Origin of the sequence: Ruania alba, assembly GCF_900105765.1 — a bacterium.
Taxonomy (GTDB): Bacteria; Actinomycetota; Actinomycetes; order Actinomycetales; family Beutenbergiaceae; genus Ruania; species Ruania alba.
This window is the reverse complement of sequence record NZ_FNTX01000002.1, coordinates 1,494,596-1,521,485: the sequence shown is the minus strand read 5'-3', so window position 1 is coordinate 1,521,485 and position 26,890 is coordinate 1,494,596. Positions and strand designations below refer to the sequence as shown.

The window sequence follows — 26,890 nt, the reverse complement described above, 5'->3', positions numbered from 1 at the left end:
GGGCCGGTCCCGATGCGCGAGCGAGGTGGGCGCGGGGTGGCGAACGCGGAGCGCTGGTGCGGGTGCCGATGTGAGCAGGTGCCCCTATCGTGCTCCCCAGCGACCCGCCGGCACGCAGACGCTCACTCGTGCACCATGCCTCCGCCGCCTGCGGGTCGCCGCATTCCTGACACCAGGACTCACCCAGGAACGACCGAAGGGTTCAGCGTCATGACACTGGTCTTCACCACACTCTCAGCGTCCGTCGATGGATACGTTTCCGGCCGCGGTGCCCGGGCCGGCAATGGCCTGGGCGATGGCTTCCGGATCTTCAACTGGCTCTCCGACGACAGCTCACCGAACAAGGCAATCGCCGCCTACGACGGCCACCGCACCGGCGCGGTCGTGTCGGGACGCAACACCTACGAGCACGCTGACCGGTGGGGCGGCGACAGTATGGTGCCCGGCACTCCGCTCTTCGTGGTCAGCCGCGACCCGATCCCCGATGCCGCTCCCAGGCAGACGATCGTCACCGACGGGATCGAGTCGGCGATCGAACAGGCCACAGAGGTCGCTGCAGAGGCTGGCAAGGACGTGAAGATCGCGGCCGGCGCCACCGCCACCGATGCCCTGAAGGTGGGCCTGCTGGACGAGATCGTCATCAACCAGGTACCGGTACTTCTCGGCGGCGGCCACCCCTTCTTCCACGAGCTGCCCGAAGCGGTCGAGCTCGAGTGCATCTCGGTCGCAGCGAGCCAGGACGTCACGCACCTCACGTACCGAATCGTCAAGTGAAGGTCGCTACGGCTCGGTGGGGATGATCGTTGCCGGGTGAGTCAGGTCACCGTGGACGCCGGGCGTCCGGTGCCAGGCGCGCCTGGGTTGGCTCAATGTCGCATATGCGCTCGGACACGACACTCAGCCAACCCACGTCTCGAAGTCATGCCGCTCAGACATGGCGGTAGCGGTGGGAGCCGTCGCTCGCCCAGGGCGAGCTCCTCCCAAATCCCCCATCTGATATGTGAGTAGAGCCCCGCCGAAAGACGTGGCGGGGCTCTACTCACATGGCGGTAGCGGTGGGATTTGAACCCACGGTGGCTATGAACCACACAGCATTTCGAGTGCTGCACCTTCGGCCGCTCGGACACGCTACCTCGGCGAGCAAGAGTACCTGGCCCGTGCCGGTACGCCCAAACCGAGACGGGTCGTAGGCTCGAGGAGTGACCACCGCCACCACCTCACCGGCCGAGGTCGACCGGCTCGTTGACCTCCTCCGTGGCCGGACCTTCACCGCACTCACCGGCGCCGGCATCTCCACCGACTCCGGTATCCCTGACTATCGCGGCCCGGACTCCCCTCCCCGGAACCCGATGACCTACCAGCAGTTCGTCTCCGACCAGCGGTTCCGCCGCCACTACTGGGCGCGCAACCACATCGGCTGGCGGCACCTGCGCCGCACCGACCCGAACGAGGGGCACCGTGCGCTGGCCCGGATGGAGCAGCGCGGCCTGGTCACCGGGGTGATCACGCAGAACGTGGATCTGCTGCACCAGGCCGCCGGCTCCGAGCGGGTGATCGATCTGCACGGTCACTACAACGAGGTCATCTGCCTGCAGTGCGGCACGGTGATCACTCGTGCCGCGATGCACGAGCGCCTCGATGCCCTCAACCCGGACTTCACCCGTGAGGTGGGTGACGTGGAGGTTGCCCCAGACGCGGACGCCGTCATCGAGGCCACCGGCGACTTCGTGGTGCCGGACTGCGAGGTGTGCGGCGGCATGCTGAAGCCGCACATCGTCTACTTCGGTGAGAACGTCCCCAAGGCTCGGGTGGCGGAGGCGTTCGCACTGGTCGACTTCGGGCAGGCGCTACTGGTCGTCGGGTCCTCGCTGACAGTGATGTCCGGGCTGCGGTTCGTCCGCCACGCCCACAAACAGGGCATGCCGGTAGCCATCGTCAACCGGGGTACAACCCGCGGTGACGAGCTGGCCACCCTCCGGATCGAGGCCGGCACCTCGGAAACCCTCACCGCGCTCGACGCCGCCCTCTGACCCCGTCGAGCGCAACCTCGTGCGGCGTTTGAGCCACAGGATGCCGCACAAGGTTGCGTTCGGCCCCGGAGTGGTGAGGCAGGGGTGAGGCACCCGAGCGCGAGACAGGTCAGCGGCGGGCGGTGAAGAAGTCGCGCAGCAGGTCGGCCGCCTCCGCCTCGCGCACTCCCCCGGTCACCTGCACCTGGTGGTTCAGCCGGGAGTCCCGGACGACGTCCCTGGTGGACCCGCACGCCCCCGCCTTCTTGTCCCAGGCGCCGAGCACCAGGTGCGGCACCCGGGCGAGCACGATCGCCCCGGCGCACATGGTGCACGGCTCCAGGGTGACCACCAGGGTGCAGCCGGTCATCCGCCAGCTGCCCAGCGCCTGCCCGGCCCCGCGCAGGGCGAGCACCTCCGCGTGCGCGGTCGGGTCGCCGTCGGCCTCCCGCCGGTTACGGCCCACCCCGATCACGTGCCCGTCGGGTGAGAGCACGACGGCGCCCACCGGCACGTCTCCGGCCCCACCTGCCGCTCGTGCTTCCTCGAGCGCAAGGCCCATGGCCTGCTCGGGCGTGAGTGGTCCAGCCGGTTGCATGCCCCCAGTGTGCCCGAGGGCTGTGCCGTGCACGGGATCCGACCGTTAGATTGGCATCATGCGCTTGCACGTCGCGGACCACCCGCTCATCGCCCACAAGCTCACCGTACTGCGGGATGTTCGCACCCCCTCACCGATCTTCCGGCAACTCACCGAGGAGCTCGTCACGCTGCTCGCGTACGAGGCCACCCGGGAGATCCGCACCGTGGCCGAGGAGATCGACACCCCGGTGGCCCGCACCACCGGCACCACGCTCGCCGAGCCGCGCCCGCTGGTGGTGCCGATCCTGCGCGCCGGGCTGGGCATGCTGGAGGGGATGACTCGCCTGCTGCCCACGGCGGAGGTCGGGTTCCTCGGTCTGCAGCGCAACGAGGAGACGCTCGAGGCAGTCACCTATGCGAACCGGCTCCCGGACGACCTCACCGGCCGGCAGTGCTTCGTGGTCGACCCGATGCTCGCCACCGGCGGCACCCTGGTGGCCAGCATCGAGTACCTGTTCGAGCGCGGCGCCCGGGATGTCACCTGTGTCTGCCTGCTGGCCGCCCCAGAAGGGCTCCGGATGGTCCAAGAAGCCATCGGGGACCGGGCGGATGTGACCATCGTGACGGCCGCCGTCGACGATCACCTGAACGAGAAGGGCTACATCATCCCCGGCCTGGGTGATGCCGGGGACCGCCTCTACGGCGTCATCGACTGACGCACTCACACGTCGATCTGGCTACTGGCACCGCCGCCAGGGCAAACGTGTGATGTCCAGGGCGCTGGCCCGTCCGGGCCACGAGCCCGAACAGAGATGGCCCTCCCTGGCGATGTGCGCGGGACGCGTGCGCGCGCAGGGTGGTGTCCAGGCTTCCGCAACGGGCGGGGCCTCGGACAACAGGAGATCGACATGCCGTTCATCCAGGTCAAGGTTCTCGAGAACGTGTTCTCGGACGACCAGAAGCAGCAGATGATCCGTAGCCTCACCGACGCGCTCGTGGGTATCGAGGGTGAGAACATGCGCCCGGTCACGTGGTGCGTGGTGGAGGAGGTCCGCAGCGGAAGCTGGGGGATCGCCGGCAATCCGCTCACCACCGCCGACGTGGTGGCGCTGTCGCAGGGGGTGAGCGCCTGACCCGCAGACCCCGCCACGCGAACCGAGGGTCATACTGATCGGGTGACTTCCTTGAAGTCGGCGCAGACCGCGCTCGCCGCGGGATCGTGGGACGCGGCCCGGGCCGCCTTCCGCGCTGTTGCCGAGGAGTCCGGTGACCCGCTCGCCTACGAAGGCTGGGCCCAGGCTTCCTGGTGGCGCGACGACGGCGAGGAGTGCGTGCAGGCACGCGAGACCGCCTACCGCAGGCATCGCATCCTCGATGACCCGCTCGGTGCGGCCCGGGCGGCGACCGCGCTCTCCTGGGACACCCTGCTGTTCGGGTACGGCGCACCGGTAGCCCGGGGCTGGTGGGGACGCGCGGCCACCCTGCTGGCAACGCTCGACGAGGCTGCCGAGCACGGGTGGCACGCCGTTCGGGAAGCCGAGCTGGCCATCGCGATCGACCACGACCCCGGCGTGGCGCGGGCCGCCGGAGAGCGCGCCTCGGCCATCGCGAACCGCCTCGGCCTCGCTGATCTCGCCATCGTTGGAGAGGCCCTTCAAGGTCTCGCGATGACCGGAGCCGGGGATGTCGCGGCCGGCACCGTTCTGCTGGACAGTTCGGTCGCGGCGGCCACCTCGGGTGACGTGCCCGACCCAATGTGGATGGGCAAGATCTGCTGCTGGCTGATCGCCGCGTGCACCTTGAACAACGACGTCTCCCGTGCGGCTGACTGGTGCCGGCGGGTGGAGACGATCTGCGTCCAACGTGGGCTCACACCGCTGTTCAACGTCTGCCGCAGCCAGCACGCGTCGGTCCAGGTCGCCTGCGGATCCTGGCACGACGCGGAACGTGAGCTGACCGCGGTGCTGGAGCGCCTGTCCACCTCCCGGCGCGTCTCACGCCTGGAGGCCGTCGCGCAGCTGGGCGAGCTGCGCCGTCGGCAGGGGCGGTTCGACGAGGCCGAGGCGCTCTTCGCGCAGGCCGAGTTCCACCCCCTCTCCATCATCGGACAGGCACGCATGCAGCTCGCCCGCGGCGACGCCACGAACGCCTGGACCGCCATCCGCGGGCTGCTCCACCGACTGCCCGCGCACGGTCGGATGGCGCGCGCCGAGGTGCTCCCTTCGGCAGCCGTGATCGCCACGGCGGCCGGCGAGGCCGAAGCCGCCGGCGCGTATGTGGCCGAGCTGCGCCAGATCGCAGAGTTCACCGGGAGCCGGTCACTGACGGCGGCAGCGTCAGCGGCCGGCGCACTGCTCGTCGGTCCCGCGGAGGCTGTCCCGATGCTCACCGAGGCCGTGCAGGCTTTCGACGCGGAGGGGTTGCGCTTCGACGAGGCGCACACGCGCCTCGCGCTCGCCGAAGCGCTCGCAGCCACCGGGGACAGGAGCGCTTCCCGGCGCCATCTCAGCCACGCGCTGCAGGTGCTCTCGGAACTGTCAGCCGGGGATGACCTCGCCCGTGCCCGCCGGCTCGTGCGCGCCCTCGACCTTCCCGGGGCCAGCCCCCTGACGGCTCGGGAGCGTGAGGTGCTCACCCTGGTGGCGCGCGGGATGAGCAACGCGGAGATCGCGGCTGCCCTCGTCCTGAGCGAGCACACGGTGCATCGTCACGTGGCGAACATCCTCACCAAGCTCGGGCAGACCTCACGGACGGGTGCCGCCACCCACGGGCTGCACACCGGCCTGATCTGAGAATCGCACGTCAATCTGGTTGTTGCGCCTGCCCGACTCAATCGCCAGATCGACGTTTCATTTCAGAAGGTGCGCAGTGCCTGGGTCAGGTCCGCCTGCAGGTCCGCCACCTCTTCCAGCCCCACCGAGAGGCGCACCGTGGAGTCGGTGATCCCGACGGCGTAACGCTCCTCCCGGGCGATCTTGGAGTGGGTGGTGGTGGCTGGGTGGGTGATGAGCGACTTCGCGTCGCCCAGGTTGTTCGAGATGTCCACCAACTGCAGGGAGTCGAGGAAGGCGAAACTGCGGGTCTTGATCTCCTCCGGGGAGCCGTCAATGTCCAGGTCCAGGGTGACCACGGTGCCTCCGCCGGTCATCTGTTCCTTCGCCAGGGCCACCTGAGGGTGGGAGTCCAGGAAGGGGTAGCGCACCCCGCGCACCCTCGGCCGGCTCTCCAACCACTGCGCCATCTCCAGCGCGGCGGCGGTCTGTGCCCGCACCCGCACCGCGAGCGTCTCCAGGCCCTTGAGCAGCACCCAGGCGTTGAACGGGCTCAACGAGGGGCCGGTGTTGCGGATCATCTGCTTCACCGGGCCCTCCACATAGTCCCGGGGCCCGAGAATCGCACCGCCGAGCACCCGGCCCTGGCCGTCGATGTGCTTGGTGGCCGAGTACACCACCACGTCCACACCGAACTCGAGCGGCTTCTGCAGGATCGGGGTAGCGAACACATTGTCGAGGATCACCGTGGCACCGGCGGCGTGCGCGAGCTCGGTCACCGCCGCCACATCCACGATGTCCTGCATCGGGTTCGAGGGAGTCTCGAAGAGCACCACATCGGCCGGGGTGGCCAGCGCGGCCTGCCATTCCTCGATGCGGTGGGCGTTGACGTAGTCGACCGTGACGCCCCACTTGCCGAGGATGTCGTTGAGCACCACGAAGGTGGACCCGAACAGCGCGTTCCCGGCCACGATCCGGCTGCCCGAGGAGACCAGCGCCGCGAGCGAGGTGAACACGGCGGACATGCCGGTCGCCGTCGAGAAGCACGCCTCGGCGCCCTCGATCAGGCGCAGGCGCTCCTCGAACGCGGAGACGGTGGGGTTGCCGTACCGGGAGTAGATGAACCGGTCGGCCTCACCGAGGAAGGCCGCCTCGGCGTCGGCCGCTCGGTCGTAGGTGTACCCCTGGGTGAGGAACAGTGGCTCGGAGGTCTCCCGGAACTCGGTGCGCTGCTGACCGCCGCGGACGGCGAGCGTGGCCGGGCCGAGCCCGTCGGGCAGGGACGACTGCGGGCGGGGATCACTCACTGAATTTCCCCGCTCAGCTCTGCACCCAGGGCAGCCCGTCCGCGCGCCACCCCTTGAACCCGCGGTGCCCCTCGGTGTCGGTGGGGCCCTCGAACCCGTCGGTCACGTTGTAGGCCGGGCCGAAGCCCGCAGCGGTCGCGGCCTCGGCGGCGGCGATGGAGCGCTGCCCGGAGCGGCAGATGAACACCAGCGGCTTCCCGTCGCCGGGCTCGTACCCGGCCTCGGTGAGCTGGTCGATGAAGCGGGCGTTGCGGGCGCCGTCGGGGAAGGTGTTCCACTCCACCAGCGCGGTGGGCCGGTCGATCGGCCGGGTGTTCGGTACGCCCACGAACGACCACTCGGCGCGGGTGCGCACGTCCACCAGCGCAGCGTCGGAATGGTCGATCAGGAACTGCCAGGCGTCCGTCGGGGTGAGGTCTCCTGCGTACGTCATATCTCCTCCATCGGGTTCTGGCGGTAGCACCGGAGTGGTTGCTGCAGCGTCATCGAGCCAGATCTCTCAGCTGCTCTGGATGGGTCCCGAGCATGGTAGGCGCCGATGCGCGGACCTGTCACGTCAGGTCACATCGCGGGCAGCGAGTCTGACACACCACCGGCAGAGTGACACACCGCCGTCGGTGGGTCAGACGGGCCACGGTGGTTCCCACGATCGTGCAACACCGGCCGCCGTCGGAACACACACCACATGAGAGGAGCGGAGGGCACGCATGCGCAACGCAGGACTGATGACCATGGCGGGGTGCGCCGTCGGCGTGCTCGTCCTGACCGCCTGCGGGCAGACGGCCCCGGATGCTGGGACTGCCGCTCCCGGGGCCGGCGCGGCCGACGGTCTCCCGGCGTGTGAAACGGCGGAGGTGCTGCGCGCACCGGAGGGGGACTACCGCGACGAGCCCGTGTACGTGGGCAACGACCAACCGGTGGAGCAGGTGCAGGCATGGGCGCTCGACCTGCCGGGGTTCGCCGGGGTGTGGATCGACCGCGAGCGCAACGGCTGGGTCACGGTGGCGTTCACCGAGGACGTCGACCAGCGCCGTGCCGAGGCCGCGGAGCAGTTCCCCGATGAGGGTGTGGCGGTGGTCGCGGCCGAGCACACCGAAGCCGAGTTGACCGCACTGGCCGATCGCATCCATACCGAGACACCCGAGGGCGTGCTGTTGAGCTCGGGGTGGCGATCGACCGCGGGGGGTGTCGGTGGAGGTGACGGCGCTCACCGAGGAGAACCTCACGGCGCTGGAGCCGTTCGCGACTGAACCGATCTGTGTCTCCGGCCGCCACCCGGCCGACATCGTGCCGGCCGGCGATCAGCCGACCGAGGGTGAGGGCTGGCGCCTCCTCGGCGACGAGCACACCGGTGAGGTCTACCGCACCGGAGTGGCCACCACTCTCGCCCAGTACGAGCAGCTTTGGGACCGCGCAGGGATGAGCGGTGAGCGTCCGGAGGTGAGCTTCACCGACGAGATCGTGGTGTGGTTCGGGGCGATGTACGGCTCCAGCTGCCCGATCCGGCTCGACGGGGTGGCCGTGACCGATGGCGTGCTGCACGGGCAGATCGTGGTCCCCGGCAGCCCCGGTGCCTGCACCGACGACGCCAACCCGCACTCCTACCTGGTGGCGGTGGAGCGGGCGATGCTGCCGGCCGGCCCGTTCCACGTGCAGCTCAGCGCCGACCACCCGCCGGCCGGGGTCCCCGAGGAACGCACCGTGGTGGACGTGGGCCTGCGGGAGCCGGGCAGCACCGCCACCGACGACCAGCTCGGCACCGACGAGAACCTCATCGACGCCGCCGACGAGCCACAGCCGGCCGGACCGGGCGGGGTGATCGAACCCGGCTATCCCTGGCCCTACCGGCTCGAGCTGGGCACCGCGTGCGGGATCTCCCGGCTCGGCCCGCTCAACGGGGTCACCTGGGTGACCGACACTCGGGACCTGCCCGCCGCGTGGGAGGCGGCGCGCGAGGGCGAGACCGTGGTGGTGGAGGTCCTGCTGACCGAGCGCACCAGCGCCGGTGGGCCGTCCCTGACGGCGACCGTGGGCGCGGACGACGTGGCCTACCGGCCGCTCCGGTCCGGCGACCCCGCCGACTGCTGAGCCACTCGGGCGTACGGCCCCGGCGGAGGGCACCACCGGAGCCGCTGTCCTATGCTCACCGGATGGCCCTGCTGCGTGCGCCGAACCAGTTCTCGCCGGCCCCGGCGGGCGGTCCGACGACGCCGTCGTGCTGCGGGTGCTGCTGTTGCTGCTGCTGCGCAGGCACAGCGGTGGCGGCCTCGGTGGCACTGCCGTTGCTGCTTGCCCAGATCACCCGGCCGGGCGAGCCGCCGAGCCCGCCGGCGCCGTCCGAGGTGCCGGCGCCGTACCCCACCCCACCGGTCCACCCGGTCGCGGCGCCGGAACCACGGCCCGGCCGCACCGGTGGGCTCGTGATGGCCGCGCTCGCACTGCCGCTCGGCATCGCCGTCGCGCTGCTGGGCTTCGCGACAGACGACTCGTCCGGCATCATGATCACGGCCACCCTCGGTCTGCTGCTCACGGCCGGCCTGGCGATCGGCGGGTATCGGCTCGCCGGGGCATCCGGCCCGGCCGCGGTCGCGGTGCCCCTGCTGGTGCTCGCCGTCGGCGCAGGCGTGTTTGTCGCCGAGGTCGCGTTGTGGCTGCTGCTCTTCAACGAGGAGAGCGCCGTACTCGCGATCATCGGCATCGTCGCCATCCCCGTCCTGACGATCGCGGGGATCCTCGGTATCAGTGCCGCGCTGCGCAAACAGCGCGCCGGCCGATGACGACGCCCGCCAGTGACCGTCCGGTCGTCGGCGCACCCGGGTGGCGGCTGAGCGACGAGGGCGGCTACCTGGTGGCCACCGCCGGGCCGGACGAGGTGTGGGTGGTCGACGACGTTCCCGGCACGATCGCCGACGAGCTGGCCGCGTGCTGGTCACCGGAGCCGCCCACACCTGCCGGCCTCTCCCCCGCCGCCCGCCTCGCCGTGGAGCAGCTGCGCGCGATCGGGATGTTCGGCACACCCGTCACGCTCAGCCCGCTCACACTCGCCCTGGCGTTCGCGGGTGCCGACTCCCCCGACTTCCGCACGGCGTTCGCCGGGCTCTGCCACACCCAGGGCTGGCAGCTCAGCCAGGACCGGCCCGACGGCGGTCCACCCGGCGCCGCGGACGTCGTCACCGTCGTGGTGCGCACCACTGCCACGATGCAGGCGACGGCGGAGCTCACCTCCCCGTTGGTGCGTTCCGGTGCGCTGCACGTGCTGTGCGACCTGTCCTCGGCGCACACGGTCGCCCTCGGCCCGTTCGTGGCGCCGGGGCACAGCGCCTGCGTCGGATGCCTCGCCGGCCGGGTGCAGAGCAGGTGGGGTGATCCGGCACCACCTGAGGAGCCCGGCGCGGCCTCCCTGCCCGGCTCCCAGGTGGCGGCCGGGCTGCTCGCCCGCCAGCTCGAGCTCGCCGTGGCGGGGCGCTTCCCGCTCGTGGACGCCTGCGTCTCGATCGACCTGGACACCCTGGACGCCGGCCGGAGCCCGTGCCTGCGCAGTGCCCAGTGTGGGTGGTGCGGCGGAGTGGTCACGGACGGGCGGCTCAGCCTGCCGTGGGCGCCGTGACGTTGCTCCGGCCGGTCCATGCCGCCGACGGGACGGGCGGTGGGTCGACACCAGGAGCCCTGCTGGAGCGGGCGGTGGGGTGGCGGTGCGGCACGGCGGTCTCGGTGGACCGGGTGCCCCGCACTCCCGCCGACCCGCCGATCGTGCAGTACTCGGCCCGGTACGGCCCGGCGGACGATCGCACTCCCGCCGGCGGCGCCGCCACGAACACCGACCAGGCTCGCTCCGCGGCGGTCGGCGAACTGCTGGAGCGGTATGCGGCTGCCTCGTTTCCGCTCCCTCTGCGTTCTTCCGCCTCCGTGCCACCCGAGGAGCAGCTCGGTCACGACGACTTCACCCTGCACTCGGCACAGCAACGTGCGCACCCGGGCTTCCCGCACCACGACAGCTACGCCTCCGACCGGCTGACCCAGGTGTTCCGGTTGCGCGACAACACCCCGATGTGGGTGCCGGCCAACCTGGTGAGCAACGACCCCTCCCTGGGCCACCTCGCGACCTCGAACGGTCTCGCCGCCGCACCGACCAGCATGCTGGCGCTGCTGCGGGCCACCCAGGAGCTGATCGAGCGGGACGCGCTGGTGACGACGTGGCTGCACGGTGTGCCAGCTCGGCAGGTGCCAGTGCCACCGCAGACCCTGGCTGCGCTGGGCGGCGGCGACGGCTTCGCGCTCACCGCGCTCGACCTCACGCCGGCGTTCAGCCCGCACCCGGTGGCCGCCGTGTTCGGGTCAGCGCCGCTCGCCGGCCGGGACCGGCACAGCATCGGCCTGGCGTGCCGGTCCACCTTCACCGACGCTGCCACGAAGGCCGCGCTGGAGTGGGCGCAGGGGGTCAGCTTCGCCGGGGTGAACAGCCCGACGGCGCCGCCGCCACCCGAGCCGGAGGATGTCACCTCCTTCGACGAGCACGCCGTCTTCTACACCCGGCGTCCGGACCTGTGGCATGCGCTGCCGGTCTGGGACGGTCCGGTGGCCGGAGCCACCCCGGGCACCGGCACGGTAGCGGTGTCCGACCAGCTCGCCGAGCTCGTCACCGCCCTGGACGGTGCCGGGGTGGACCTCTTCTACCGAGACCTCACCCTGCCGGACCTGGCCGGGTGCGGGGTGCGGGCGGTGCGGGTGCTCAGCCCCCAGCTGGTGCCCATCCATCCGGATCATCGGTGGCCGCACCTCGGTGGCACCTGCGCGGATCTGGCGATGCGCTACCCGTGGGCGCGGTCCACCGGCTGGCCGGCTGCGCTGCCGCACCCGCTGGGCTGAGCATTGCTCACCGCCCTGGGGCGACCGCGCGTTGCCGCGCTCCGTCACCGAGCGGGCACGCGGCGCGACAGTTCGAGGCAACGCGTGCCGGGTACCGTGCGGACATGACCACGCCGCACTTCGAGGACTTCTGGACAGCGTCGTCGATCACCCCCGCCAACCGACCCGCCTTCTTCGAACGGATCGCCGGCTACGTGCCCGGCGAACCCACCCTGGACCCGTGGTCGCGGCCCAGCCCGCCACAGTCCGCCGAGCGCCTGGAGGGACCGTTCGCCGAGCTACTCGACCAGCGGCGGTCGGTGCGTACCTTCGGCGCCGACGCGTTGGAGGACCGGGACCTGGCCCGCCTGCTCTCGGTGCTGGCCGAAGGCACCTCGGGCCGGCCGAATCCCGCCGCGGGCGGGCTGAACACGGTGCGGGCGATCGCCCTGACCTGGCCGGCCGACCGCGGCCCCGGGCGGGTGCTGCAGCACGACCCGGTGGCGCACATGCTGACCACGGTGGGCGACTGCCCCGGCTGGGCGGACCTGGTCGACGATCTCGGTGGCGCGGACGCCGTCACCCCACCTGCGGCCGTTATCGGCCTGTTCGCGGACACGCGCGCGATGCTCGCCAAGTACGGCGAACGCGGCGGCCGATTCGCCCTGCTGGAGGCCGGGGCAGCCCTGCAGAACCTGAGCCTGGGAGCCGCCGATCTCGACCTGGTCGGTTACGCGATGGGCGGCGCGACCGACGCCCGGATGCTGCACCTGGCCGGGCTGTCCGGCCTCTCCGACGACACCACCGGTGGCGACGTTCGCTACCTGGTGAGCTACGCCGTCGGGCATCCGGCCTGAGATCTCAGGCGCCGAGCAACCCGTCGCTCATCGCCCGCGCAACGGCGTCGGTGCGGCTGTGCGCCCCGAGCTTGGCCATCACCCGGGTCAGGTGCACGCTCACCGTCTTCTCGCTGATGTAGAGCTGTTCCCCGATCACCCGGTTGGTGAGCCCCTGGGCCACCAGCTCCAGCACGGACCGCTCCCGCGGGGTGAGCAGGTCGGTGGCCGCCAGCCGCACCCCTGAGACCTGGACCCGGTGGCGGCGCGCGAGCGCCTCCAGCGCTGCGATCAGGGGCGCGGCACCCAGCTCCCGCGCGGTCTCCATCGCCCGGCCCAGCTCCGTGGCTCCGCGCGCCGCGTCATCGGCCGAACTGTCCTCGCGTGCACGCTCGAGCAGCGCCTCGGCCAGCCGCCACTGCGCGATCGCCTGCTGGTAGCGGTCGCCGTACCCGAACGCGTCCACGACCGCGGTCCAGACCTCCCGGCTGTCAGCACCGTGCAGCCGCGCCGACTCGGCCTCGGCGCGCGCGACCCACCCCCGCCCCTCGGGCCCGATCGTCGCGCCCCGCGGGAGCCCTTCAGCGCACGCTCTGGAGACGACCTCGGCGAACCACTCACCGGAACTGACGGCCTCAGCCACCGCATCCTCGGCGTGCCGCCGCCGGGCCTGCGCCGCCAGGTCGGCGGCGGCGGTCACGCCCAGCGCCCCGATCCGCAACAGGTGCAACGGCGGTGGGCCGCTCGCAGCGAGCACCCGGTTCACGATCGCGCGCAGCGTGCGCACCACGTCCTCGGCACGCTGCTGCCAGAGCCCACGCTCGGCACTGGCGTACGCCGCGATCTTGAGCTGCTCGTCCTCGGTGCCGGCGGTGTGCACATCGGCGATCTCGAGGTGCCGGTCGGCCTCCTCCCATCGCCCACGGCTGGCTGCGAGCAGCGCCGCCTGGCACGCGATCACCCGGGTGAGCCAGTCCGGCGCCCGCTCCCCCGGCGGGGATGCGAGCCGTTCCACCTCGTCCCACGCTCCGGCCGCATACAACACTTGGATGGCCAGCCAGACCAGCTCGCGTCCATAGGTGGCCCAGACGAGCCCCTCTTCCCGGGCTCGAGCCAGCCCACGGCGCGCGTGCTCGGCGGCGAGAGCCACGTGCCCGCGCTCGAACTCACCCACGGTGAGGTTGAAGTGTGCCCGTAGCTCCACCTCGAAGGCACCGACCTCGGCGGCCCGGAGCCGCGCCTGATCGAGCACCGCCATGGCCTCGGCGTCGGAGTTCTCGTTCAGCAGCTGGTACGAGTGAGAGATCAGGGCATCGGCCTCGGCATCTCCCGCACCCACCAGGCGCGCGTCCTGCACGGCTTCCTTCGCCCAGGCGCGATGCTGCGGGGAGGGGACCACGCCCATCGCCAGCGTCGAGAGCACCCAGGCGCGCTCCCGGCTCGGCGGCTGGTCCCGGATCAGTTCCCATGCTTCAGCGATCGCCCGCTTCCCCGCGTCCCATTCATCTTCTGCGTAGTGCACCTTGGCCAAGCGGCGCAGCACGGCGGCGCGGACCACCGTGTCCGTCCCGGCACCGGCCAGGCGTAGCGCCGAACGGAGAAACGCGGCGGCGCGCTCGGTCCGGCCGGCGGCCACTGCCGCATCGGCTGCCCGCATCATCAGGGTGAGCTCGTCGGTGCCGGTGGCCGCGGCGGCGTCCGGGACCGCATCCCACAGCGCCAGGGCCTGCTCGAGATGGTTCAGCACATCCGCCGTGGCGGCCACGTCCTCGGCCTCGCGGGCCGCGCCGATGTGCGCGACCAGTGCGGTCGGTAGGTCGCCGGCCTGAGTAGCGTGGTGCGCCTGCGCTCCCAGCCAGCCGGGGTAGCGCGCCTCACCGAGCAAGCGCACGAAGGCGGCGTGCGTGCGGACGCGCTCGCCCGGCAGCAGGTCCGCATAGACGGCCTCGCGCAGCAGCGAGTGCCGGAACGCGAGCGCCCCCTCGGCGCCGACCACCAGGACGTACCGTTGTACACACTCGCGCAGCGCACGCTCCAGCTCGTCCTCGTCCAGCCCGCTGACGGCGAGCAGCGTGGACTGGCGAAGTTTGCTCTGCCCCGCCACCGAGGCGGTCCGCACCACGTGCTGCGCGGTGGCGCCGAGCTGTTCGATCCGTCCGAGCAGCACATCGGCGAGCGGGCTCGAGGCGAACCCGGAGGTTCCCTCGCCCGCGTGCGCCAACAGCTCTTCGGTGAAGAAGGCGTTGCCTTCCGAGCGCTGCGCGATCCGCTCGATCTCGTCCGGGCTGCGCTCGGCGCCGTCCAGGGCCGCCAGAGCGCGGGCGAAGTCGCGTGCGTCCTCGGGGCCGAAGGGCTCCAGGTCCACCCGTTCCACCCGCCGCATCCGGCCCAGCTCCAGCACCAACGGCCGCAACGGGTGGCGCCGGTGCAGCTCGTCCGAGCGGTAGGTGAGCACCACGGCGAGAGCCTCGTGGGACATCCGGGCGAGGAGGAACGTCAGCAGGTCCCGGGTGGAGGCATCGGCCCAGTGCAGGTCCTCCACCACGAGCAGGACCGGGGCCCGCTGCGCGAGTGCCGTAAGCACGTTCAGGAAGGCGTCGAACACCTGCAACTGATCCGCGGTCCGTCCGGTTCCGCCGCGCGCCACCAGCGTGGTCAGGGCCGGCGCATCGGCCACGAGCGTGGGCTCGAGCTCGCGCACGTGCTCGAGCACTTCCACCACCGGCAGGTACGGGGGTGCCGCGTCTCCCAGACCGACGCAGTGCCCGACGAGAACCACGCCGCCGGCACGCTCGGCCACATCGGCGAGCTCGGCCACCAACCGGGACTTGCCGACGCCGGCCTCACCCGGGAGCAGCACCGCACCCGCGGAGCCGTCGACCGCCTGACGCCACACAGCGTCCAGGCGAGCGAGCTCCGCAGTGCGCGCCACCAGCGCGATCTCCGACCCGACCCGTGCCACGGGTGTCATCGTGTCATGCACGGCTCAGGCGCGTCGCTCCAGGTCCTTCGGGGTGAGGGTGCGGCCGAGCCGGGCGGTACGGGCGTCGGACCGCTCGGCCACCAGCCGGCGCAGGCTCAACCGGCGGCGGGTGCGACCGGGGGCGAGCTGGGTGAGCAGCCGCTCCCTGCGCTCGGCCATCTCGGCGTGGAACAGGTCGTAGTGGGCGTCCATCGGGTGCTCCTCGGTGCTGGGCATGGCACCCACTGTGGTGCTGAGGTGTGACATTGCGGGATGGGTGGGTCACGTCCGTCCTCGCGAGGCCGGCCTTACCTCGAGTCGTACGACGGCGGAGGTCGGGTAAGGGATGTGGCGGTCACCACGTGCGCGGGGTAAGGGATCCTCGGTGGTCGAAGCACCCAGTCGGGCCACACCTGCTCGTTCATCGCCCCTGGTGCCGTGTTCCCGCCTCGAGGATCTCCCGCAGGGCCGGGTAGGTGCGCAGGTACTGCTCGGCGTGGAAACGGTAGGCCTCGTGCGCTGCCGCGTCCGGCTGCACCACTTCGCCGAGCTGCACCATCTGGTCCGTGGCGCGGTCGAGATCCGGATACACCCCGGCCCCGACGGTGGCAATCACGGCCGTGCCGAGCAGGGAACCGACGGGCGTGTCGGACAGAACGAGTGGACGGCCGAGCACATCGGCCTGGATCTGCATCCAGAGCCGGCTGGCTGCGGGTCCGCCGGTCACCCGTACGTCTCCCGACGGCGGCAGGTGCTCATCGAGCACGCCCATCACCTCGGCGGTTCCGTAGGAGATGCCCTCCAAGATCGCCCGGTACAGGTGCGCCTCGGTGTGCTGCAGGCCGAAACCGTGGATGACGCCGCGGGCGTACGGATCGGTGTGCGGGCTTCGGTTGCCCTGGAAGTGGTCCAGCACGACGAGCCCGTCGGAGCCGATCGGGATTCCCGCGGCCCGTTCGTTCAGCACGTCATAGACGTCGCACCCGCGCCGTTCTGCCTCGGCCGCGGCATGCCCCGCGAGCTCCCGCCGGAACCATGACACCAGAGTGCCGGTGGCAGCCTGCCCGCCCTCGAGGGTGAACCGCCCCGGCGCGATCGCGTCCGTGAACGCACCCCACAGTCCCGGTACCTCCAGCGGCCGGTCCGTCTGGGCGATCAGCACGTGTGAGGACCCGGTCACCAGTGCCCTCTGCCCTGGGCGCACCACCCCCACGCCGATGGTGGCGGCATAGGCATCGATCGCACCCTCGACGACCGGGATGTCCGGGCGCAGCCCCAGCTCCTCAGCCGCCGCTGCGGTGAGCGGGCCGACCACCTCACCGGGGTGCAGGACCTTACTCGGGTAGCGCTCGAGGATGTCTGCTCCCTCGATCGGGTCATACACCTCAACCGGCCACCCACCGCGGGTGCGGTCATGGAAGTACTTGGCGGCAGCGTGACTGATCGACATGCTCCACTGCCCGGTGAGCCGGTGCGTGAGCCAGTCGGTGCAGTCGCAGATCACCTCGGTGGCGCGCCACACCTCGGGTTCGTGCCTGCGCAGCCACATCACCTTCGGCAGACCCCACTCGGCCGAGACGGGTCGTCCACCGGCATACGGGGGCGCGGTCTCGCTCAGGTGTTCCGCCTGCTCGACCGCACGCAGGTCCATCCAGAGGACGCCCGGGCGCAACGGTGTGCCGTCGCCGCGGGCTGCCACCACGGTCGCGCTGGTGGTGTCCACCGACATCGCGGCGATCGCGCCGGTCGGCAGGCCGGCCGCAGCCACACACCCACGCACCACCCGGACGAGGTGAGCCCACCATTCCTGCGGGTCCTGCTCGGCCCAGCCCGGCCGAGGTGAGCGGGGCGACCAGGCGGAGGTGCACCTGGCCAGCAGGACGCCGTCGGGGGTGAACACCCCGGCGCGTGCACCGCTGGTGCCCAGATCGACGGCGAGCAGGTGGTCGGCGCTCATCTCACCTCTTCGACCGGCAGCGGACGGACACCTCGTGAGACGCCGTTCACCGACGCCGGTGTCTGTGGCATCCTAGACAAGACGGTCATGAGCGCCAGCGATCAGCCCCGGCTAGCTGGCCGGCAACCCTCCAACCGCGGTGGGGTGCCCCGGGTGACGACCAGGCCGGCGTCGAGGTGGCGTCCGGCAAGCGCGGACCCCCTGGGGTCCGGACACCGGAGGAACACATGCCCCAGAATCCCGTTCTCCCCCTCGTCGGCGCTGACACGACAGTCCCGTTGACGGTCCCCCGTGAGGGAGCGACCTCGATCGCGTACGCGAACCTGGATTATGCGGCGAGCGCACCGGCACTGAGCGCGGTGGCGGACGCCGTCGATCGGGCTCTCCCGCTGTACGCGAGCGTGCACCGCGGAGCCGGGTACCTCTCCCAGGTGTCCACGGCCCTCTACGAGCAGTCCCGGATCGCCGTCGGGCGGTTCACCGGCGCCCGTGACGAGGACGTGGTCGTGATCACCCGGAACACCACCGACTCGCTCAACCTGCTCGGCGGGTGCGTGCCCGGCCGGGTGCTGGTGCTCGACATCGAGCACCACGCCAACTTGCTCCCCTGGCAGCGCCACGGCGCGGACGTGCTCGCCGCCCGCGGCACCGTGGCCGAGACACTGGACGCACTGTCCGAGGCGCTGGCCGGCGCCGAGTACGCACTGGTGGCGGTGACCGGCGCCTCGAACGTGACTGGGGAGGCGCTCCCGATCGCTGAGGTAGTCCAGGTTTCCCACGGCGCGGGGGCCCGCGTGGTGGTGGACGCCGCCCAGCTCGCCCCGCACCGGCCGTTCTCACTGGCGGCCACCGGCGCCGACTACGTGGCCATCTCCGGCCATAAGCTCTACGCCCCGTACGGCGCGGGTGCGCTGGTGGGGCGTCGGGACTGGCTGGACGCCGGCACCCCGTACCTCGCCGGCGGCGGCGCGGTGACGAACGTGACCGCCGAGGAAACCACCTGGGAGCCGGCTCCGCAGCGGCACGAGGCCGGCAGCCCGAACGTGATCGGGGCGATCGCTCTGGGCGTCGCCTGTACCCAGCTGGAGGCGGTCACCGCCGAGCTCGCCGCGCATGACACGGCCCTGCGGGACCGTCTGGTGACCGGGCTCGAGGCGATCGATGGGGTCGCGGTGCTGCGCCTGTGGCCGGACTCGGCCGACCCGACCGCGGTGGTCTCGTTCAGCCTGCCCGGCCACGACGCCGGCCTGGTGGCCGCCTACCTGTCCGCCGAGCACGGGGTAGGCGTGCGCGACGGCAGGTTCTGCGCCCATCCCCTGCTGGCCGCACGTGAGCTGGACGCGGGGCTGCGGGCGAGCATCGGGCTGGGCAGCACGGCCGAGCACGTGGACCGGCTGGTGGCGGGCGTGGCGCAGTACCTGAGCACGGGCCCGCAGGCCTCCTACTCCGTGGTGAACGGGCGCTGGCAGCCGGAGGACGACCAGCGCGAGCTGCCCGAGGCGATCGAGCTGCTGCACGATCTGCACGCCGATGCCGGGGCGCCGTCCGTGCTGGCCACGGCCGCGGCCGGAACTGGGTGCGGGCCTGCGCCGAGCGTGGCCGACGTGCTGGCGGGAGCCACGCACTGACCCGTCAACTATCGACGGCGTCCGGAGACCTTCGTGCGAGATGTGGCAGCACCGTTCCCAGGACAGTCGATAGTTGCAGCGTAGATTCGGTGCCATGAGCATGGACGTCCTCGGCGGCCCCTGGGTGCAGCAGACCCTGCAGCTACGCCCCGACGGCACGCACCCGGACCCGGTGGCCACCCTGGTGCACCAGGACGACGCCGGCTCGCGGCCGCGCGCGGTGCTCTACCTGCACGGTTTCACCGACTACTTCTTCCAGGCCGAGCACGCCCAGGGGTGGACCGATACCGGGTTCGACTTCTACGCCCTCGACCTGCGCGACTACGGGCGCTCCATCCGCCCCGGCCGCACGCCGAACTTCGTCACCGATCTGTCCCGCTACGACGAGGAGATCGGCCTGGCGCTGGCACAGATCCGTGCCGCCGGCGCCGAGGAGGTGGTGCTGCTCGGCCATTCCACCGGTGGGTTGATCGCCTCCCTGTACGCCTCGGACCACGGCGGCGTCGATGCCCTGGTGCTGAACAGCCCGTGGTTCGATCTCAACTCCTCCTGGGTGAACCGGGTGCTCACCACCCGGGTGCTGGACGCCGTCGGGCGGTGGCTGCCCGTGCTGCGCGTGAGCACCCTGGGCGAGCCCTACGGGCGCAGCCTGCACACCTCCACCGGCGGCGAGTGGGGGTACGACCTGGCCTGGAAACCGTTCGAGGACGTTCCCGTCTACGCCGGATGGTTGCGGGCGATTCGGCGCGGGCACGCACGAATCGCGCGCGGGCTGGACGTGCACGCGCCGGTGCTGGTGTGCACCGCGGGGCGCAGCGGGCACCCGGACCACCCCACCGACGCTGATCTGGCCGGTGCGGACTGTGTGCTCGACGTGCAGCACATGTGGGACCGGGCGCCGCGCCTGGGCGTGGACGTGACCGTGCGCCGGTTCCAGGGTGGTCGGCACGACCTGGCACTGTCCGCCGAGCCGGTGCGGCAGGAGTATGCCCGCGTCGTGCTGGCCTGGGTGGACACGCGGCTGCCTGCCCTGTGACGGCGGGCCCGCTGGTGCGGCTCGCTATCCTCGCCCCATGACCTCACCTGCCACCCCCGGCGATTCCGCCGGTGTGCGTGTCGGTGATCCGTTCACGTTCCGGGCGCTCGCCGTCGAGCTGACTGCCCTGCTGGTGACCACCGGCAAGCTGCTGGGCCGGCACTGGCTGCCGGTGCTGGTGATCGCCCTCGTGGGAGTGACGGCGCACCTGTACCTGCGTGACCTGTCCGTAGTGGTCGGGCGGCTGGGGTCGGTGCCGGGAATGCTCACCCTCACCCTGGTGCCGTTCTCCACGTTGCTGAGTACGGTGACGATCCTGCTCGTGCTGCGGCGACGGGAGCGCTCGCAGAATCTCGCCCAGGATCTGATCGCCGCGCTCGGCAGTGTGCTGGTGCCATTCCTGGTGGTCTACGAGAGCGGAGACGGGCTCAAGGACGACCTGCGCTTCTACGGGTACCAGGGAGTGACCGACGACCTCAATCGGCTCGGGGTCGACGCTGATGCACCCAGCCGGGTGGTCGACGGCGGTTCAGCGTTGGTCCTGGGGATCGTGGCCGTGGCGCTGCTGCTGCGGCTCGTCGGATCGCGGTTCGCCGAGCGTGATTCACTCTGGTCGGATCGTGACTCCCCGTGGCGGATGACGCTACGGATCGTGATCGGCTACTTCGAGCTGGTCTGGATCGTGATCGGTGCCTATGCGCTCGGCTTCCTCGTGCGAAGCGGCGCCGGGTGGTGGCACTCGCGGGTGATCGGCCGGGCGGTCGGGTCGTGGTGGGACTCGGTCGACCTGTCCCTGCCGGTCTTGACGGGCGCCGTCAGCTGGCTGATCGGCGCCGGCGACACCCTGATCGCGGCGGCAGCGACCGCGATTCTCATCCCGTTGGCGTGGCTGACGATGGGGATGGTCGTGTACGGGGTGCGCACCTCGGACACGATCTCGGTGACCGACGTCGCAACGTCACGTCTCCCGTTCGCACGGCGGATGGCCACGCGGGTGGACGACCCCCGCGTGCAACGCGCCTGGGCGCGGGTGAGCGAACCGGAGGGCCGGTTCGGGATGCTCGTCGGTGGCATCGGTCTGATGGTGCGTTCCGGATGGGCACCGCTGGCTGCCTTCTGTCTTCTCTACATGGCGCTCACCGGGGTGCCGTACCTGGTGTGGGGTGCGTTCCGCGCCGTGCTGCCGACCCTGGATGTGGCGGGCTGGAACGCGTGGTGGGATCCGCTGTACCGGACCGCGGAGGTGCTGACGCTGCTGCTGACCGCCACACTGCTCGCGGCGGCCTCCGACCGGTTGCTCGCCCGACTCGGTGCGCCCTCTGCCTTGCGGCTGCCTGACCGCCGCTAGCACCCGGGCCGCGAAGGTCCGCGGTACCTACTCGACCTCGAGTCTGATGTACTCAGGGCGCATCACCCACAGCGCATCGATGCGGACCGCCGCGGGTTCAGCATCGGCCGGCAGGAGCACCAGCAGGTGCTGCACCTCCGGGATCGGGTCGTCTCCGCTCTCCGGGACCGTGACCGCGAGAGACCATTCATACCCTTCGGGGTCGAACGGGACGTTCTCACCGGCGGCGAACTGTCGACCCTGCGTGTCCTCGACGAGGACCTCGACGCTGCTGAAGTCGCTCTGTCTCGTCGTGACAGCCAGGGAGACCCGCCATGCCCGGAACCCTGCTGGTGGTGTCCATGGTCCGTCCCAGTCCACCACCTGACCAGCCGGCTCGATGCCGTCCAGCTCCACCTGGATGCCGCCGAAATCCTCGCCGGGACCGACCGCGGCATGCGCACCGCTGGGCCACCAGGTCTCCCGCGCCTGCTCGCTGACCCGCCAACCGAACGCGACCGTGGTGAGCACACCGACAACAGCGATGGCGAGGGCACGCCGCGGAATGTTCCTGCTCGTCATCGCTCACCTGCCGGCAGGAGGGTCGGCTCGGCGAGCGAGACCCGCTGGTTCTCGACCTCGGTGACGGTGACTTGCGTGACCCCATAGCCGACAGGGTCGCTCTCGATGTTGGAGCGCAGGTACGGCCAGACGAAGACGGTGAGATCGCCCAAGGCGTCGGCCGGGACTTCGAACGCGACCTCACCTCGGATCCAGGTGTCCGGCGCGACCTGCCAGAGCGACGCGGGCGACCGCGAGGAGACGGTGAAGGTCCTGCCCGCGGAGTCCCGAAGCCCGAGGCCGTACAGCCGGTTCGGCAGCTTCGTCGAGGCCATGGACAGATCGAGGATCACCCAGACCCCGTTCGTCTCCACGGCCGCACCGTCGTCGTCCAGCACCGCAGCGGCCTGGGCACCGTGCACATGTACCTGGAAGTCACCGACGCGTGCGTCCTCCCCGAGCGCGAAGGTGGTGGCCAGCGACCCGGACGGCCTGGTGTGCTCGGTGATGGTGTTCACGGCCAGCCCGACGGCGAGCACGAGGACGACGCCGGCCACCAGGGAGAACCTGCTACGCCTCATGTCTGATCCTCGAGAAGGGCCGGTGGGACCTCACCGGCGGGCACGGTGATGATGCTCTGCAGCGGCTGCGTATCCCACCGGATGTCGCCGGGAGAGAAGAAGCTGTCCCCCGCGAGGACGGGATAGGCCTCCACGGTGGCTTCCCCACCGAACTGCCCTGGGTCGGCCAAGGCCCAGAGCACGGCGACTCGCTGCGGCAGGTCCGGCTCGAGCACGACGAGGAATCCGCCGTCTCCGACGATCCGGGTGGTCGTCGGCTCCGGCTGCAGCGGGCTGGCGACCGGTACGCGAAACAGGTCGCGGTGCAGCACGACCTCCTCGTCCCGGGGATTCACCACATCCACGACCAGGCCGAACCAGGCCGAGGCCCCATCGGGCAGCCCGCCGGTGTAGACCCGGTCCGAGACGAAGTAGGACTGCACCGTGACCTCCACCTGCCCGAGATTCATCGTCTCCCCGGCGGCGACCTGCTCCGGCTGGATCGCGTCAGCGGTCTCGAAACCGCCGACGGCGGCGATCCCGATCGGGCTCAGCAGCAGCCCGAGCACCAGGCCAGCGACCACCTGTCGACGGCGTGTGGCCAGGCCGTGCCCGAGCGCGCGGCCAGCCGTGACCGCGACCGGCTGACGTGACCTCATGGGAGCAGGGTAGCGAGCACCGCGTGTCGAGCCGACCCGCCAACGCCGTACGCTGGGGTTCACACCACCTCACCCAGGGAGTTCTCTGTGGCCACCAGGACGATCATCGACCTGACCGACGACCTCGACGGCACCCCAGCGCAGCACACTGTGCGGTTCTCGTTGGAGGACACGGTCTACGAGATCGACCTGAACAGCGCCAACCGGGACAAGCTCACCCGTGCCCTGGCACCGTTCGCGGCCGCCGCCCGGCAGGTGCGTGGTGGCGGCACGGCGCCCGAGGCGGTGCGCACCGAGACTCCGGTGGACCCGCGGGCCGTGCGGGAATGGGCCCGTGCCCGCGGCCTCGACATCCCGGCGAAGAAGCGCGTTCCCTCGCACGTGGTGGAGGAGTTCCGCGCGGCCGGGAACTGAACACTCCGGAATCAGTCATCGATCTGGCGGTTGATCGACCTGGCCCCACTAGCAGCATCGACGTCTGATTCCGGTTCTGTGGTGGGATGTCTGCCGTGGACCTCATGACGATCGCTGTCTGGGCAGGACTCATCCTCTTCGTGGCAGCAAGTTGGACCGGCCTGACCCTCCTCTACCGCCGCGCTGGTGAGCGTGGGGATCGGAAACGCGCCGAACGTGCCGTGAAGAAGGAGTTCACGAAGGGCTCCCACACGGTCACCTTCGCCCACGGCCCGGACGTGGTCGCCCGGGACCCGAGCGGATGGGCCTTGGTCGCCTCGGCCCGGTTCGCCGTCGCCGCGAATCAGCCGCTCGACGTGTTCGGATTCCCCGACCGTGACGTCAGCGCGCAGATCCTGGCCGAGTCGTGGGGCGTGCGTACCCGTAGCGAGTTGCTCGAGCAGATCCTCTGGCTCTTCGCCGTCGGGCACCGGGAGCAGTTCGACGCCGAGCGCGCCCAGTGGCTCGCCATGGACCCGTCCGCGCAGAAGCAGCTGCGCCGCGACCTGCGGAAGGCGGCAGATCGCTCCCCCACCGCGAAGGAGACGCACCTGCGCCTCGAACGCACCGTCAGGGACACCGGCGGCGCGCAGTCGATCGACTTCCTCGGCTGGGACCTGGTGCGAGTCATCTTCCTGAGCCGGGCTGGGGTGGGCGCCGGATTTCTCGCCGAGACCGAGGCTCGAGACCTGACACTGGCGGCCGCCACCGGGCTGCGGGCTCGATACCGCAGCTGGGCCGAGCTCGCCGATTCCTACACCCGCGCCCGGTGGTACTGGGCCGGGGTGGACGGGCCTGAGGAAGCCGCCGATTCCGCTCACGAGAAGCTGTTCACCCAGTCCGTGAGCGGACTGTGGTCGGTGCTGGCGTGGGACACGCCACTGCGGGCGAGCAGCTTCCTCGTGCTGGGGGACGTCGACCGCCTGATGCTGGAGAACGCGGCGCGCCGCGCCCTGGGGGAATCCTGGCAGCAGGGCTTCCTGGCCGCCGTGCGTGCCCGGCTGAGCGAGCCGGCCGGTCCCAGCGCCCCGAACGCTCACTGATCACCGGTGCGACGTGACTGCTGACGGGAGGAGCCGATGCTGGAACCGGACGCCGTAATCCGGTGGCTCGATCTCACCGGTGTGCTGTTCAACGCCATCCTCGGCGGCGTGGTGGCGCGTGCGCACCGGTTGGACCCGATCGGTTTCGCCGTGCTCGCGATCCTCTCCGGGCTGGGAGGTGGGCTGATCCGCGACACGCTCCTGCAGGCCGGCCCGCCCGTGGCGCTCACCGACAACGCCTATGTGCTCACCGCCCTGGCCGGAGCAATCATCGCCTACGCGATCCGGCTCGAGGGCCGCGTCTGGGACAAGGCGTTCCCGCCGATCGACGCCCTCGCGCTCGGCCTGTGGGCCGCGGTCGGCGCCCAGAAGACCCTCGCCGTGGGCCTGGGGCCGCTCGCCGCCGTCATGCTCGGCGTGGTGACCGCCGTCGGCGGCGGTTTCGTCCGGGACGTGGTGATGCGGCAGATCCCGCGGATCCTCGGGCGGTCCACCTTGTATGCCACCTGCGCGCTCGCCGCTGCCGTCGTGGCCACTGGCCTCACCATCCTCGGGGCGAGCACGGTCGGCAGCTTTGCCGGTGCCGGGGTCGGCGCAGTGTTCTGCCTGCTGGCACAGTGGCGCGGTTGGGTGCTGCCGGAGAGCGTCGGCTGGAAACCTCCACGGCCCAGCTTCGACCGGCTGCGCCACCTCGCCCGGCGGGCGGTCCGGCGCCGCTCGGCCGAGTAGGCGCCGCTCCCCGTCGCTCTCGAGCACGCCGGCCGACACTCGTTGGCACCTACCGAGCACCACTCGGCGACACCACGGGTAACAATCTGGCCACATTGTTCGCACCCGCACGTTTCTGACCTGCACAAACACCCAAGCGCCGACGACGGCACCCACGTTCACGATTGCTGACGCCTTGACGCAGCACTCGCCGCGACGGACGATGACTCACGTGTGGGAGCGCTTCCACCCTTAGGTGTGGGAGCGCTACCACGGCCATTGCCGACCACCTCAGACAAGGACGTCACCATGTTCAGCACACCTGCCCGCGCACGCCGCCTCGTGGCGGCCACCACCGGAGCACTCGTCGTCGCCGGCATCGCCGCGTGCAGCGACGACGCGTCCGGCTCGGACGGAGGTACCGGATCAGGCAGCGGCTCCGACACCGACGAGATCACCCTCACCGTCGCCACCTTCAACCAGTTCGGCTACACCGACGAACTGCTCGACCAGTACGAGTCCGAGCACCCGGGCGTCACCGTGGAGCTGGTCACCGCGGACACCTCCGAGGCAGCCCGCACGAACCTCACCACCAAGATCGCTGCCGGCGGGGAAGGGCTGTCGGATATCGAGGCCATCGAGGTGGACTGGCTCCCCGAGCTGATGCAGTACCCGGACCTGTTCACCGATCTGACCGACCCCGAGCTGGAGGACCGCTGGCTGGACTGGAAGGTCGCCCAGGCCACCACCCTCGATGGTCAACTCCTCGGCTACGGCACCGACATCGGCCCCGAGGCGATCTGCTACCGCCAGGACCTGTTCGCCGACGCCGGCCTGCCCACCGACCCGGCCGAGGTCGCCGAGCTGCTCGGCGGGGACGACGCCACCTGGGAGGACTACTTCGCCGCCGGCCGCGACTTCGTGGCCGCCTCCGACGTCGCCTGGTTCGACGGTGCCCAGCCCACCTACCAGGGCATGGTGAACCAACTCGAGTCCGCCTATGAGGACGCGAGTACCGGCGACCCGCTCGACCTGGCCACCAACACCGCCGTGCAGGACCTGTACGACCAGGTGCTCACCGCGTCCGTGGACGACGAGCTCTCCGCCGGCCTCGAGCAGTGGACCGCCGACTGGGACGCCGCGTTCCAGAACGACGGTTTCGCCACCATGCTCTGCCCAGCCTGGATGACCGGGCCGATCGAAGAGCGCGCCGGTGGTGTGGACGGCTGGAACGTCGCCGACGTCTTCCCCGGCGGCGGTGGCAACTGGGGCGGGTCCTTCCTGACCGTGCCCGCCTCCGGCGCGAACACCGAGGCTGCCACTGAGCTCGCCGCCTGGCTCACCGCACCGGAGCAGCAGACCGTTGCGTTCGAGAACGCCGGGACGTTCCCCTCGCAGATCGAGGCACAGTCCTCCGACGCGGTGCAGAACTTCACGAACCCGTTCTTCAACGAAGCTCCGGTCGGTGAGGTCTTCACCTCACGCGCCGAGGCGATCGAGGGAGCACCGTTCAAGGGGGCGAACTACTTCGCGATCCACCAGGCCGTCCAGGACGCGATCCTGCGGGTGGATGTGACGCAGGAGCAGGACGCTGACACCAGCTGGGAGGGCGCGGTCGAGTCGTTCAACTCCCTCGGCCTGATGTGACC

28 protein-coding genes, 1 tRNA gene and 2 riboswitches are annotated in these 26,890 nt (G+C 71.1%); of the genes, 18 read left to right on the top strand and 11 right to left on the bottom strand.

The genetic code is table 11. The annotated features are described in order from the left end of the window. Positions 1-210 precede the first annotated feature (210 nt). Positions 211-774: a dihydrofolate reductase family protein gene (locus tag BLU77_RS17210; RefSeq protein WP_089774255.1), complete on the top strand. Its 564-nt coding sequence runs from the start codon at positions 211-213 to the stop codon at positions 772-774. Between the two features lie 270 nt (positions 775-1,044). Here the strand turns inward: BLU77_RS17210 and BLU77_RS17205 are convergent. Then, positions 1,045-1,133: transfer RNA gene (locus tag BLU77_RS17205), tRNA-Ser, on the bottom strand. Positions 1,134-1,199: 66 nt separating this feature from the next. On the opposite strand from BLU77_RS17205, the gene BLU77_RS17200 reads away from it, so the two are divergent. Further along, positions 1,200-2,030 (top strand): NAD-dependent protein deacetylase, encoded by an 831-nt coding sequence (locus BLU77_RS17200; RefSeq protein WP_089774254.1) that lies wholly within the window; start codon positions 1,200-1,202, stop codon positions 2,028-2,030. A 109-nt stretch (positions 2,031-2,139) separates the two neighbouring features. Here the strand turns inward: BLU77_RS17200 and BLU77_RS17195 are convergent, their stop codons facing one another. Next, positions 2,140-2,607 carry a nucleoside deaminase gene (locus BLU77_RS17195; RefSeq protein ID WP_245708923.1) on the bottom strand — a complete coding sequence of 156 codons (468 nt, stop codon included), beginning with the start codon at positions 2,605-2,607 and terminating at the stop codon, positions 2,140-2,142. A 58-nt stretch (positions 2,608-2,665) separates the two neighbouring features. Between BLU77_RS17195 and upp the strand changes: the two genes are divergently transcribed. The 3 genes from upp to BLU77_RS22970 all read left to right on the top strand — a co-directional run bounded on the left by upp (position 2,666) and on the right by BLU77_RS22970 (position 5,380). Further along, on the top strand, positions 2,666-3,304 hold the full coding sequence (gene upp, locus BLU77_RS17190) for a uracil phosphoribosyltransferase (RefSeq protein ID WP_089774252.1): 639 nt from the start codon (positions 2,666-2,668) through the stop codon (positions 3,302-3,304). A 192-nt stretch (positions 3,305-3,496) separates the two neighbouring features. After that, positions 3,497-3,721, top strand: coding sequence for a tautomerase family protein (locus tag BLU77_RS17185; RefSeq protein ID WP_089774251.1), 225 nt, complete (start codon positions 3,497-3,499; stop codon positions 3,719-3,721). Between the two features lie 42 nt (positions 3,722-3,763). Beyond that, complete coding sequence (locus BLU77_RS22970; RefSeq protein ID WP_089774250.1) at positions 3,764-5,380, top strand: response regulator transcription factor; 1,617 nt, start codon at positions 3,764-3,766, stop codon at positions 5,378-5,380. Between the two features lie 62 nt (positions 5,381-5,442). On the opposite strand, the gene BLU77_RS17175 is transcribed toward BLU77_RS22970, so the two are convergent. Continuing rightward, positions 5,443-6,666 carry an O-succinylhomoserine sulfhydrylase gene (locus tag BLU77_RS17175; RefSeq protein WP_089774249.1) on the bottom strand — a complete coding sequence of 408 codons (1,224 nt, stop codon included), beginning with the start codon at positions 6,664-6,666 and terminating at the stop codon, positions 5,443-5,445. A gap of 13 nt (positions 6,667-6,679) precedes the next feature. Next, positions 6,680-7,099, bottom strand: a complete 420-nt coding sequence (locus BLU77_RS17170; RefSeq protein ID WP_089774248.1) for a rhodanese-like domain-containing protein — start codon at positions 7,097-7,099, stop codon at positions 6,680-6,682. A gap of 4 nt (positions 7,100-7,103) precedes the next feature. Then, a riboswitch (SAM riboswitch) is annotated at positions 7,104-7,185 on the bottom strand. A gap of 188 nt (positions 7,186-7,373) precedes the next feature. Here BLU77_RS17170 and BLU77_RS17165 point away from each other — a divergent pair. Together BLU77_RS17165 and BLU77_RS17160 are read left to right on the top strand one after the other, a co-directional pair. Then, positions 7,374-7,916 (top strand): hypothetical protein, encoded by a 543-nt coding sequence (locus BLU77_RS17165; protein ID WP_089774247.1) that lies wholly within the window; start codon positions 7,374-7,376, stop codon positions 7,914-7,916. Beyond that, a complete protein-coding gene (locus tag BLU77_RS17160; RefSeq protein WP_139177828.1) occupies positions 7,864-8,754 on the top strand; it encodes a hypothetical protein in 891 nt (296 codons plus the stop codon). Before BLU77_RS17165 ends, BLU77_RS17160 begins: the two co-directional genes overlap by 53 nt. 55 nt (positions 8,755-8,809) lie before the next feature. Here the strand turns inward: BLU77_RS17160 and BLU77_RS17155 are convergent, their stop codons facing one another. Continuing rightward, complete coding sequence (locus tag BLU77_RS17155) at positions 8,810-9,076, bottom strand: hypothetical protein (RefSeq protein WP_139177827.1); 267 nt, start codon at positions 9,074-9,076, stop codon at positions 8,810-8,812. Between the two features lie 13 nt (positions 9,077-9,089). Here BLU77_RS17155 and BLU77_RS17150 point away from each other — a divergent pair, with 13 nt between their 5' ends. From BLU77_RS17150 to BLU77_RS17140, 4 genes are all read left to right on the top strand, one after another. Next, positions 9,090-9,443, top strand: coding sequence for a hypothetical protein (locus tag BLU77_RS17150; RefSeq protein WP_089774244.1), 354 nt, complete (start codon positions 9,090-9,092; stop codon positions 9,441-9,443). Beyond that, positions 9,440-10,273 (top strand): TOMM precursor leader peptide-binding protein, encoded by an 834-nt coding sequence (locus BLU77_RS22210; RefSeq protein ID WP_175477189.1) that lies wholly within the window; start codon positions 9,440-9,442, stop codon positions 10,271-10,273. Before BLU77_RS17150 ends, BLU77_RS22210 begins: the two co-directional genes overlap by 4 nt. Further along, the gene (locus BLU77_RS17145) at positions 10,270-11,532 is read left to right on the top strand and encodes a YcaO-like family protein (protein ID WP_175477188.1); all 1,263 of its coding nucleotides are present in this window, start codon (positions 10,270-10,272) and stop codon (positions 11,530-11,532) included. Before BLU77_RS22210 ends, BLU77_RS17145 begins: the two co-directional genes overlap by 4 nt. 104 nt (positions 11,533-11,636) lie before the next feature. Next, positions 11,637-12,368 (top strand): SagB/ThcOx family dehydrogenase, encoded by a 732-nt coding sequence (locus BLU77_RS17140; RefSeq protein WP_089774242.1) that lies wholly within the window; start codon positions 11,637-11,639, stop codon positions 12,366-12,368. A 4-nt stretch (positions 12,369-12,372) separates the two neighbouring features. Here BLU77_RS17140 and BLU77_RS17135 read toward each other — a convergent pair whose 3' ends face one another. The 3 genes from BLU77_RS17135 to BLU77_RS17125 all read right to left on the bottom strand — a co-directional run bounded on the left by BLU77_RS17135 (position 12,373) and on the right by BLU77_RS17125 (position 17,266). After that, positions 12,373-15,309, bottom strand: coding sequence for a helix-turn-helix transcriptional regulator (locus BLU77_RS17135; RefSeq protein WP_175477187.1), 2,937 nt, complete (start codon positions 15,307-15,309; stop codon positions 12,373-12,375). Positions 15,310-15,333: 24 nt separating this feature from the next. Continuing rightward, positions 15,334-15,546: a hypothetical protein gene (locus tag BLU77_RS17130; protein WP_139177825.1), complete on the bottom strand. Its 213-nt coding sequence runs from the start codon at positions 15,544-15,546 to the stop codon at positions 15,334-15,336. A gap of 184 nt (positions 15,547-15,730) precedes the next feature. Next, entirely contained in the window at positions 15,731-17,266 is a 1,536-nt protein-coding gene (locus tag BLU77_RS17125; RefSeq protein ID WP_089774239.1) for an FGGY-family carbohydrate kinase, read from the bottom strand. A gap of 83 nt (positions 17,267-17,349) precedes the next feature. Then, a riboswitch (SAM riboswitch) is annotated at positions 17,350-17,465 on the top strand. Between the two features lie 28 nt (positions 17,466-17,493). Between BLU77_RS17125 and BLU77_RS17120 the strand changes: the two genes are divergently transcribed. The 3 genes from BLU77_RS17120 to BLU77_RS17110 all read left to right on the top strand — a co-directional run bounded on the left by BLU77_RS17120 (position 17,494) and on the right by BLU77_RS17110 (position 21,278). Then, entirely contained in the window at positions 17,494-18,894 is a 1,401-nt protein-coding gene (locus tag BLU77_RS17120) for an aminotransferase class V-fold PLP-dependent enzyme (protein WP_089774238.1), read from the top strand. Positions 18,895-18,988: 94 nt separating this feature from the next. Further along, positions 18,989-19,930, top strand: coding sequence for an alpha/beta hydrolase (locus tag BLU77_RS17115; protein WP_089774237.1), 942 nt, complete (start codon positions 18,989-18,991; stop codon positions 19,928-19,930). Between the two features lie 37 nt (positions 19,931-19,967). Beyond that, the gene (locus tag BLU77_RS17110) at positions 19,968-21,278 is read left to right on the top strand and encodes a hypothetical protein (protein WP_089774236.1); all 1,311 of its coding nucleotides are present in this window, start codon (positions 19,968-19,970) and stop codon (positions 21,276-21,278) included. Positions 21,279-21,305: 27 nt separating this feature from the next. Here BLU77_RS17110 and BLU77_RS17105 read toward each other — a convergent pair whose 3' ends face one another. From BLU77_RS17105 to BLU77_RS17095, 3 genes are read right to left on the bottom strand one after another with little or no spacing between them, the layout of a single operon-like run. Beyond that, positions 21,306-21,839: a hypothetical protein gene (locus tag BLU77_RS17105; protein ID WP_089774235.1), complete on the bottom strand. Its 534-nt coding sequence runs from the start codon at positions 21,837-21,839 to the stop codon at positions 21,306-21,308. Beyond that, entirely contained in the window at positions 21,836-22,399 is a 564-nt protein-coding gene (locus tag BLU77_RS17100; RefSeq protein ID WP_089774234.1) for a DUF4352 domain-containing protein, read from the bottom strand. Before BLU77_RS17100 ends, BLU77_RS17105 begins: the two co-directional genes overlap by 4 nt. Next, a complete protein-coding gene (locus tag BLU77_RS17095; RefSeq protein WP_089774233.1) occupies positions 22,396-23,037 on the bottom strand; it encodes a hypothetical protein in 642 nt (213 codons plus the stop codon). Before BLU77_RS17095 ends, BLU77_RS17100 begins: the two co-directional genes overlap by 4 nt. Positions 23,038-23,124: 87 nt before the next feature. On the opposite strand from BLU77_RS17095, the gene BLU77_RS17090 reads away from it, so the two are divergent. From BLU77_RS17090 to BLU77_RS17075, 4 genes are all read left to right on the top strand, one after another. Further along, positions 23,125-23,451 carry a histone-like nucleoid-structuring protein Lsr2 gene (locus BLU77_RS17090; protein WP_089774232.1) on the top strand — a complete coding sequence of 109 codons (327 nt, stop codon included), beginning with the start codon at positions 23,125-23,127 and terminating at the stop codon, positions 23,449-23,451. Positions 23,452-23,555: 104 nt separating this feature from the next. Beyond that, complete coding sequence (locus BLU77_RS17085; RefSeq protein WP_175477186.1) at positions 23,556-24,533, top strand: DUF1266 domain-containing protein; 978 nt, start codon at positions 23,556-23,558, stop codon at positions 24,531-24,533. Positions 24,534-24,569: 36 nt separating this feature from the next. After that, positions 24,570-25,262 (top strand): trimeric intracellular cation channel family protein, encoded by a 693-nt coding sequence (locus tag BLU77_RS17080; RefSeq protein ID WP_089774230.1) that lies wholly within the window; start codon positions 24,570-24,572, stop codon positions 25,260-25,262. Positions 25,263-25,550: 288 nt separating this feature from the next. After that, positions 25,551-26,888 carry an ABC transporter substrate-binding protein gene (locus BLU77_RS17075; protein ID WP_089774229.1) on the top strand — a complete coding sequence of 446 codons (1,338 nt, stop codon included), beginning with the start codon at positions 25,551-25,553 and terminating at the stop codon, positions 26,886-26,888. The last annotated feature ends 2 nt before the right edge of the window (positions 26,889-26,890 follow it).